Below are 8,761 nucleotides of genomic sequence, written 5' to 3'. Positions count from 1 at the left end.
GTTCGCGATCCGCTCACGGTTGTCGCGGTAGTGGTACATGACCCGGTCCTCGATGGGCACGGAGCGGAACGTGTCGGGCACGGGGCCGCCCGTACCGGAATGTCCTGAAACATCCGGATCGGCAGCTTACCTGGGTCCCCCGCTCCTGCCGTGCGGTGTTCGTCGATGGGTGTGTCTATGGGCGGCGGCAGGATTCGGCGTCCGCCCGACAGGCCGGGAACGTATGCGAGAGCACATGTCCGAAACAAGTAGTGGATTCACACATCATCCCTATTGACCTTGGCCTGAGGCGTATGGGGTGCTTGATCCTTTGCTCTTGCCAACACTCAACTGGCGTGAAGCGTAAGGAAAGCGTGAAGATGTGCCAGCCGGAGCGTGCTCGGCCGCGAGTGACCCAACTCACGGTCGAGCGCAAGAGCGGCAAATAGGGCAATGAGCCCAACTCATAGTCAACCGGCAGTCCGTGGGATCCGCTTCTCCCAGGTCCGGTGGAAGACCACCTCGCCGCCGTCCGTGCAGATCACCTCGTTCGAGGTGTGGAAGTCCTCGCCGTCACAGGTGAGCTCCGAGCGGGTGCGCACCGTGGCCTCCCAGCCGAGCTCCGGCCGGTGCAGCCGGACCGACCAGTTGGAGCGGGCGCGGGCCGACAGGGGGTCCGCCTCGTCGATCGTGTACGTCTCCAGGGCGTCCTCGGAGAACTCCAGCCCGTCGGGATACACCCGGGTGCCGCCGTAGCGCGGATCGACCTCCAGCCGCCACTCGCCCTTGGCCACGTCCCGCACGACCAGCCGCTCCGGGCGCGGCTCGTCCAGGGTGACGGGGTGGGCGACGCCGAGCGGCTCGGACTGCTCCGGTTCCTCGAAGACGACCGATCCGTCGGTCTCGCGCTCACGCACCGGCAGTTCGAGCACGCTGCCGGCCGGGTCCAGGGTGAAGCCCGCCGCCGATTCCGGCTGCGGCCAGATCCACGGCCAGTACGCGGAGGAGACGGCCAGCCGGATGCGGTGGCCGACCGGGAAGACGTGGCCGATGCCGTTCAGCTCGAACTCGACGTCCTCCGTGGCACCCGGCTCCCACGGCACCGCCCGGTCCCGCCCCTGGCGTGCGGACAGGTTCAGCACGCCCCGGGTGACCAGGGTCGAGGAGCCGTCCGGGGCGACATCGCAGACCCGGGCGATCACCTGGCCGCGCGGCACCTCGGAGCTCAGCCTGAGCCGCACCCTCGGCCGCCCCAGCACCCAGGTCTCCTCGCCCACCTCGAACTCGAAGCACACCGACCGCGCGTCCTCCTCCCGCTGGTCCGGCGGCAGGTCGGCGTCGTTCCCGAACGGAAAGAAACGGCCGGCGTCGATGCCGGTGTGCTGCGGGGAGCGGACCAGACGCGGGACGCCCTGAAGGACGTATGACACGGGCGTGACGTGCGGGGAGGGCCAGGCGGGCTCGCCGACCCAGCGGCCGGGCAGGGTGTCGTAGACCGTGGCAGGGGGGTGCGAGTCGCTGACGTAGGCACGCAGGAGGGGCTCGTCAAGTACGCCCGTGTGCTTTCCCTTCAGCCAGTGGTCCCACCAGCGCAGGGTCTCCTGGAGGAAGCCGATCGCGGGGCCGGGCGGCAGACCGCGGTCGGGATACTGGTGGGACCAGGGGCCGATCAGGCCGCGCACCCGGTCGGGCGGCAGGTGTTCGACGAGCCTGAGCACGGTGTCGCGGTACGGGTCGTGCCAGCCGCCCACCGCCAGCACGGCCGCGTCGATCGCGCCGTAGTCCTCGCAGACGCTGCCGTGGCGCCAGTAGCGGTCCCGGGTCTGGTGGTCGAGCCAGGTGTGGATGAAGGGGTCGACCTCCTCCAGGCGCTCCAGCCACATCTGACGCCATGCCTCCCCGGCGTACCGCGGGTCCGGTGGCCGTGACACGAAGGCGAGCATGGTGGCCGCCCAGGCGTGCATGTCCACCGCGAGGACGGAACCTCCCATGTAGTGCACGTCGTTGTCATAGCGGTCGTCGGTGGAGCAGACGGTGACGACCGCCTTGAGCGGCTCGGGCGCGAGGGCCGCGATCTGGAGGGAGTTGAAGCCGCCCCAGGAGATGCCGAACATGCCGACCCCACCGTCGCACCAGGGCTGCGCCGCCAGCCAGTTGACGACCTCGACGCCGTCGGCCAGCTCGGTGGCGGAGTACTCGTCGCCTGGAATGCCCTCGCTGTTGCCGTGGCCGCGGACGTCCACTCGTACGGAGGCGTAACCGTGGCCCGCGTACCAGGGATGGCGTTGCCAGTCGCGGGGCGCGGTCCAGTCGGTCAGCCGGTAGGGCAGGTATTCGAGGATCGCGGGTACTGGTTCGTCCGTCAGGGGACGCCACACGCGCGCGTAGAGGAGGGTCCCGTCCGCCAGTGGGATGCGGAGGTCCTCGTGGGTCGTCTCGTAGGGGAAGGACGTACGGATGTGCATGAGGGTGACCTCGTGAGTTCAGTGGACTGGGTGCATGGTGCGGCGCAGCCAGGGCGCGGCGGCCATCACGGCCAGGCCCGCGGCCACCGCGATCGCGCCGTTGACGCCGAAGTAGGCCTGCTTGGATATGTCGTCGTAGAGCTTCACCGTCTGGGCCTGGATGCCGTTGGCGAGCGCGAGGGACAGCATCCAGAGCGACATGGTCTGGCTGGAGAAGGCGGCCGGGGCGAGCTTGCTGGTGGCCGACATGCCGGAGGTCTCCAGCAGGATGTCGCCGAGGCCGAGCAGCAGGTACGAGCCGACGATCCACCAGGCGGACATCAGGTAGTCGTCGGAGGCGTGTCCGGAGGTGGGCAGGGCCATCAGCAGGAAGGACACTCCGCCCAGCACGACCCCGATCGCGATCTTGTTGGAGGCGTGCGGCTGGCCGCGGCCCATGCGGACCCAGAGCGCGGCGACCACGGGCGCCAGAGCGACCTCGAAGGCGCCGAGCGCGGAAGCGTACCAACTGGCGGGGAAGTCGAAGCCGAGGATGGTCGTCTCGGCGTTCGACGCGGCCAGCAGCATCATCGTCGAGTACGCCTGGAACAGGATGAAGTTGAAGGCGGTGGAGGCGAGGAAGAGCACGACGTACGGGCGCAGTCGGCCGCGTTCCCCGTCAGTCACGCGGGGGCTTTTGAACATCACCGCGAAGTACACGACCGGGGCGATCACCGAGACCAGGGTGAGCAGGTCGACGAAGCCGGCCATGGTGAGCAGGCCGGCCATGGCGAGGGCGGTCGCGAGCACCGCGACGGCCACGACCCCGGCCACGATCAGCCGGACCGCGCGGCGCAGCGCGTCGGGCGCGAGGGCGAACGCGGCCGCCTTCCGGCGTCCGGCCAGGTGGCGGCGTCCCAGGACGTACTGGATCAGCCCGAACGTCATGCCGATCGCCGCCGCCGAGAAGCCCCAGTGCCAGCCCTGGTGGTCGCCGAGCCAGCCGGTGATCAGCGGGCCCGCGAAGGCGCCGATGTTGATCGCCATGTAGTAGAGCGCGAAGCCGGCGTCACGGCGGTCGTCGTCGGTGGCGTAGAGCTTGCCGACCAGGGTGGCCGCGTTGGGCTTCAGCAGACCCGTGCCGGCGCTGATCAGACCCAGACCCACCCAGGTCATGGCGGCCGTGGGCACGGCCATGGCGTAGTGGCCGCAGGCGATCAGGACGCCGCCCCACAGCACCGCACGGTACGAGCCGAGGATGCGGTCGGCGAGCCAGCCGCCGGCGACGGAGACGAGGTAGACGAGCGTCCCGTAGGCGGCGGAGACGGAGGCGGCCGTCCCGGCCGACATGCCCAGGCCGCCATGTGCGACCGTGTCCGCGAAGTAGAGGACGAGGATGGCCTGCATGCCGAGGAACGAGAAGCGTTCCCAGACCTCGAGACCGGAGAGGGTGAGCAGGCCCTTGGGCTGGCCGAAGAAGGCGTGGTCGTCCTCGGGCGACGGTTTATCGCCGGACGCGACGTCGACGGTGGTTCGGGGCACGCTTCACTACTTCCATGTAAATCGATAGGTATCCGTTCTTTTCAAGTGATCAAAAACATACCGGGCATGATCCAATACCGCCTGGCCTGGACCGGTGGGCGCTATCGGTGATCGAAACATGACCGGATACGCTGACTTGAGTGATGTCAGCGACCTATCGACAAACCGTGTATCGCCAGTAGACACCAGCAGACAGGAGACCCCTCGTGACCGTCGTCGGGCCGTTCGGGCTGAGCGTGCGGGACAAGGCTCTGGAAGCCGATGTCCAGGCCGGATTGGCGGCTGTCGAGGCGGGACTGCTCGAAGCCACCAAGAGTGAGGTCCCCTTCATCACGGAGGCCGCCCAGCATCTGGTGCGGGCGGGCGGAAAGCGGTTCCGGCCGTTGCTCGTGATGCTCGCCGCCCAGTTCGGGGATCCCTATGCGCCGGGCATCGTGCCGTCGGCGGTGGTGGTGGAGCTGACCCACCTGGCGACGCTGTACCACGACGACGTGATGGACGAGGCCGACGTGCGGCGCGGGGTGGACAGCGCGAACACCCGCTGGGGCAACTCGGTCGCCGTCCTCACCGGTGACTTCCTGTTCGCGCGCGCCTCGCACATCCTGGCCGACCTCGGGCCCGAGGCGGTCCGGGTCCAGGCCGAGGCGTTCGAACGCCTGGTCACCGGGCAGATCCTGGAGACCGCCGGCCCCCAGGACGGCCGGGACCCGGTCGAGCACTACCTCGACGTCCTCGGCGGCAAGACGGGATCGCTGGTGGCGGTGTCGTGCCGCTTCGGGGCGATGATGTCGGGCGCCGACGAGACGGTGGTCGACGTGCTGACGCAGTACGGCGAGCGGCTGGGCGTCGCCTTCCAGCTCTCGGACGACGTCCTGGACATCGCGTCCGACTCCCACGAGTCCGGCAAGACCCCGGGCACCGACCTGCGCGAGGGCATCCCGACCCTGCCGGTCCTGCGGCTGCGTGAACGGGCGGCCCGGCTGGGCCTGGCCGAGGACATCGCCCTGAGCGAGCTGCTGGACTCCGACCTCACCGACGACGAACGGCACGCGGAGGCGCTGGCCGGCCTGCGCGCGCACCCGGCGCTGGAACAGGCCCGCCGTGACACGGTCCGCTACGCGGAGGACGCCCGCTCCGCGCTGGCCCCGCTGCGGGAGTGCGACGCGAAGCTGGCGCTCATGGAGATGTGCGACGCGGTGGTCCACCGAGCGGGTTAGTGACGCACCATCGGCCCAACCGCGGATGGTGACGTACGTCGTTCGCGGGCCGCTGATTCGGACCCACCCCGAGGCGGCGCCTCCCCACAACCCCTAGGGGTCATGGGGAGGCGCCGCCTCCGTGTGTCATACCGGAGGTGTACGTGGAGTTGAGCCCGCGGGTTGACGCATCATCCCCGTCGATTTGGTCAGATGGACACCACGGAAAAACACCACTCCTCACCGATTCGGGTGAGAATGGCGGCTACGGGGTGGACACAGGGGAGTCGCACAGCCGCCGCCGACGACGGAGGTAAGGCACACATGGCACCGTATGAGTCCGACGACAGCACGACTGCCGCGGAGGTCGACGACAGGTACCCGCGGCGGCGCAAGGCCGCGCGGTACGTCGTCCCGGTCGCGGTGGTGGGGGTGGCGGCGGCGACCATCGGCCTCGTCCCCGCACTCGCCGACTCCGGCGATCCCGACCTGCCGAAGATCAGCGCACAGGAACTCATCGAGAAGATCGCCGCGTCGGACGTACAGCAGCTGTCCGGGACGGTGAAGATCACCACGGATCTCGGACTGCCCGACCTCGGCGGCCTGGAGAGCGGTCTGGCCTCCGGCGCGATGGAGTCGGGCAAGGGCGACGGCTCCTCCGCCGACCCGTCGACCAAGCTCACCGAGCTCGCGTCCGGCACTCACACGCTGCGCGTCGCGGCCGATGGCCCGGACCGGCAGAAGCTGTCGCTGCTGGAGAGCGGCTCCGAGTACAGCCTGATCCACAACGGCAAGGACGTCTGGGGCTACGACAGCAAGTCGAACGAGGTCTACCACTCCACCGCGTCCGACGACGCGGCGGCCGAGAAGGAGCGGGACGTCCCGGCCACGCCCAAGGACCTCACCGAGGAGGCCCTCAAGGCGGTCGACGACACCACCGCGGTGACCGTCGACGGCACCGCGCAGGTCGCGGGCCGCGACGCCTACCGCCTCGTCATCAAGCCCAAGGACTCCGGCTCCACCGTCGGCCAGATCACCGTGGCCGTGGACTCGAAGACCGGGCTGCCGCTGAAGTTCACACTGACCCCGTCGAGCGGCGGCGCCGCCGTCGTGGACGCGGGCTTCACCCAGGTCGGCTTCACCGAGCCGGCCGCCTCCACCTTCGACTTCACCCCGCCCAAGGGCGCGAAGGTGACCGAGGGCGACACCATAGAGAAGGGCGCGCACGACTCGGCGGGCGCCAAGCCCGAGGAGGACCTCGGCAAGGGCCTCGACGGCCTCAAGGTCATCGGCAAGGGCTGGAACTCCGTCGCCGTCTTCGAGACCGGCGGCGAGGGCATGCCCAGCGGCTCCGCGGGCGGCGACCTCGGCGGCTTCCTCGGCTCGCTCGGCGACAAGGTCACCGGCAAGTTCGGCTCGGGCACGGTCTTCTCGACCCGCCTGGTCAACGCCCTGATCACCGACGACGGCAAGGTCTACGTCGGCGCGGTCGACAAGGCCGCCCTGGTGAAGGCGGCCGACGCGGGGCGGTAAGGCCCGTACGCGTACGAAGTGAGTACCGTACGCGCACGCGGGTCAGTACCGTACGCGCACGCGGCCAGTACCGTACGCGCACGACGAATCGAGGGAGCCGATGGGCGAAACGTCCGCCACGGAACCGGAGTCCGAGCCGGATCCCCCGGGTGTGGATGACAGCGTCATCCACACCCGCGCGCTCACCAAGCGCTATCGCGGCGGACAACTCGCCGTCGACGGTCTCGACCTGACCGTCCCGGCGGGCAGCGTCTTCGGCTTCCTCGGTCCGAACGGCTCCGGCAAGACCACCACCATCCGCATGCTGATGGGCCTCATCGAGCCCACCTCGGGTGCGGCCAGGGTCCTGGGCCGCCCGATGCCGCGCTCCTCGCGCGCCGTACTCCCGCACGTCGGCGCCCTCATCGAAGGCCCGGCTCTCTACGGCTTCCTCTCCGGCCGCCAGAACCTGACGCGGTACGACGCCGCCGACCCGACCGCCGACCCGCGCACCCGGGCGACCCGTGTCGCGGCGGCACTGGACCGGGTGGGGCTCGCGGCCGCCGCCGGCAAGAAGGCGAAGGCGTACTCGCTGGGCATGAAACAGCGCCTCGGTCTCGCGGCCGCCCTGCTCCAGCCGCGCAAGCTGCTCGTCCTCGACGAGCCGACCAACGGCCTCGACCCGCAGGGCATGCGCGAGATCCGCTCCCTGATCCGGGAGCTGGCCTCCGACGGCACGACCGTCTTCCTCTCCTCGCACCTGCTCGACGAGATCGAGCAGGTCTGCACCCACGCGGCCGTGATGGCGCAGGGCCGCCTGATCATCCAGGGCCTGGTGGCGGACCTGGCGGCGGGCACCCGCGGCCGGCTGGCCGTGACCACCCCGGACACGGGAGAGGCGGCACGGGTACTGAAGGAACAGGGGGCCTCGGACGTGGTCGTCACGGACGACCGGGTGACCGCCGAGCCACCGGACCGCGATCTCGCCGACGTGAACGCGGCGCTGGTGACGGCGGGCGTCCGGGTCCGCGGCTTCGGCCTCGAACGGGCCTCCCTGGAGGACGCGTTCGTGGCACTGACGGGGGAGGGCTTCGATGTCGCGGGCTGAGGTCGAGCGGGCTGAGGTCGAGCGGGCTGAGGTTCAGCGCGCTGAGGTGGAGCGGGCTGAAGCCGAGAGGCCGGGGGCGGAGCGGGCGGGGATCGGACGGTCCGACACCGCGCCGACCGCGGCCGTACGCACTCCTCGTGCGCTGTGGACCCTGGGGCTCTTCCGCAACGAACTGCTGACCACCTTCCGGCGCTGGCGCACGCTCGCGCTGCTCGGGGTGCTGGCGGCCGTGCCGATCCTGGTCGGGATCGCCGTGAAGATGGAGACCAGTGACGGCTCGTCGACCGGTCCGGGCGGCGGCGGAGGTCCGGCGTTCATCGCGCAGATCACCAACAACGGTCTGTTCCTGGTCTTCACCGCGCTCGCGGCGACACTCCCGTTCTTCCTGCCGATGGCGATCGGCGTCATCGCGGGCGACGCGATCGCCGGCGAGGCCAACGCGGGCACCCTGCGCTACCTCCTGGTCGCCCCCGCCGGCCGCAGCCGCCTCCTCCTCACCAAGTACGCGACGGTGATGGTCTTCTGTCTGGTCGCCACCCTGGTGGTCGCGGTCTCGGCGTTGACGGTCGGGGCGCTGCTCTTCCCGCTCGGCGACCTGATCACGATCTCCGGCACCCGGATCGGCTTCGCCGACGGCCTCGGCAGGGCCCTGCTGATCGCCCTGGTCGTCGCCGCGTCACTGATCGGCGTGGCCGCCCTGGGCCTGTTCGTCTCCACCCTGACCAGCAGCGGCATCGCGGCGATGGCGACCACCGTGGGTCTGCTGATCACCATCCAGATCCTCGACCAGATCCCCCAACTCCACGCGCTCCAGCCGTACTTCTTCTCCCACTACTGGCTGTCCTTCGCCGACCTCATGCGCGACCCGGTGTACTGGGACGACCTGGTGAAGAACCTCGGCCTCCAGGCCCTGTACGCGGCGGTGTTCGGCTCGGCGGCCTGGGCCCGCTTCACGGCGAAGGACGTGACGTCCTAGGCCT

6 protein-coding genes are annotated in these 8,761 nt (G+C 70.0%); 4 read left to right on the top strand and 2 right to left on the bottom strand.

Annotated features, from left to right (window positions below; all coding sequences use genetic code 11):
• Positions 1-449: 449 nt before the first annotated feature.
• Positions 450-2,444 (bottom strand): CocE/NonD family hydrolase, encoded by a 1,995-nt coding sequence (locus AB0H86_RS41550; RefSeq protein WP_362451056.1) that lies wholly within the window; start codon positions 2,442-2,444, stop codon positions 450-452.
• 18 nt (positions 2,445-2,462) lie between these two features.
• Positions 2,463-3,965: a peptide MFS transporter gene (locus AB0H86_RS41545; RefSeq protein ID WP_362451053.1), complete on the bottom strand. Its 1,503-nt coding sequence runs from the start codon at positions 3,963-3,965 to the stop codon at positions 2,463-2,465.
• Positions 3,966-4,171: 206 nt separating this feature from the next.
• On the opposite strand from AB0H86_RS41545, the gene AB0H86_RS41540 reads away from it, so the two are divergent.
• The 4 genes from AB0H86_RS41540 to AB0H86_RS41525 all read left to right on the top strand — a co-directional run bounded on the left by AB0H86_RS41540 (position 4,172) and on the right by AB0H86_RS41525 (position 8,757).
• Positions 4,172-5,182: a polyprenyl synthetase family protein gene (locus AB0H86_RS41540; RefSeq protein WP_362451051.1), complete on the top strand. Its 1,011-nt coding sequence runs from the start codon at positions 4,172-4,174 to the stop codon at positions 5,180-5,182.
• 303 nt (positions 5,183-5,485) lie between these two features.
• Entirely contained in the window at positions 5,486-6,694 is a 1,209-nt protein-coding gene (locus AB0H86_RS41535; RefSeq protein ID WP_362451049.1) for a sigma-E factor regulatory protein RseB domain-containing protein, read from the top strand.
• Between the two features lie 100 nt (positions 6,695-6,794).
• Positions 6,795-7,781, top strand: coding sequence for an ABC transporter ATP-binding protein (locus AB0H86_RS41530; RefSeq protein ID WP_362451046.1), 987 nt, complete (start codon positions 6,795-6,797; stop codon positions 7,779-7,781).
• The gene (locus AB0H86_RS41525; RefSeq protein ID WP_362451043.1) at positions 7,768-8,757 is read left to right on the top strand and encodes an ABC transporter permease; all 990 of its coding nucleotides are present in this window, start codon (positions 7,768-7,770) and stop codon (positions 8,755-8,757) included. Before AB0H86_RS41530 ends, AB0H86_RS41525 begins: the two co-directional genes overlap by 14 nt.
• Positions 8,758-8,761: the final 4 nt, after the last annotated feature.

Source organism: Streptomyces sp. NPDC050997, assembly GCF_040660135.1.
In the GTDB taxonomy this organism is placed as follows: Bacteria; Actinomycetota; Actinomycetes; order Streptomycetales; family Streptomycetaceae; genus Streptomyces.
Note: the sequence above shows the minus strand (reverse complement) of the source record. Positions and strands in the feature narration are given on the sequence as shown.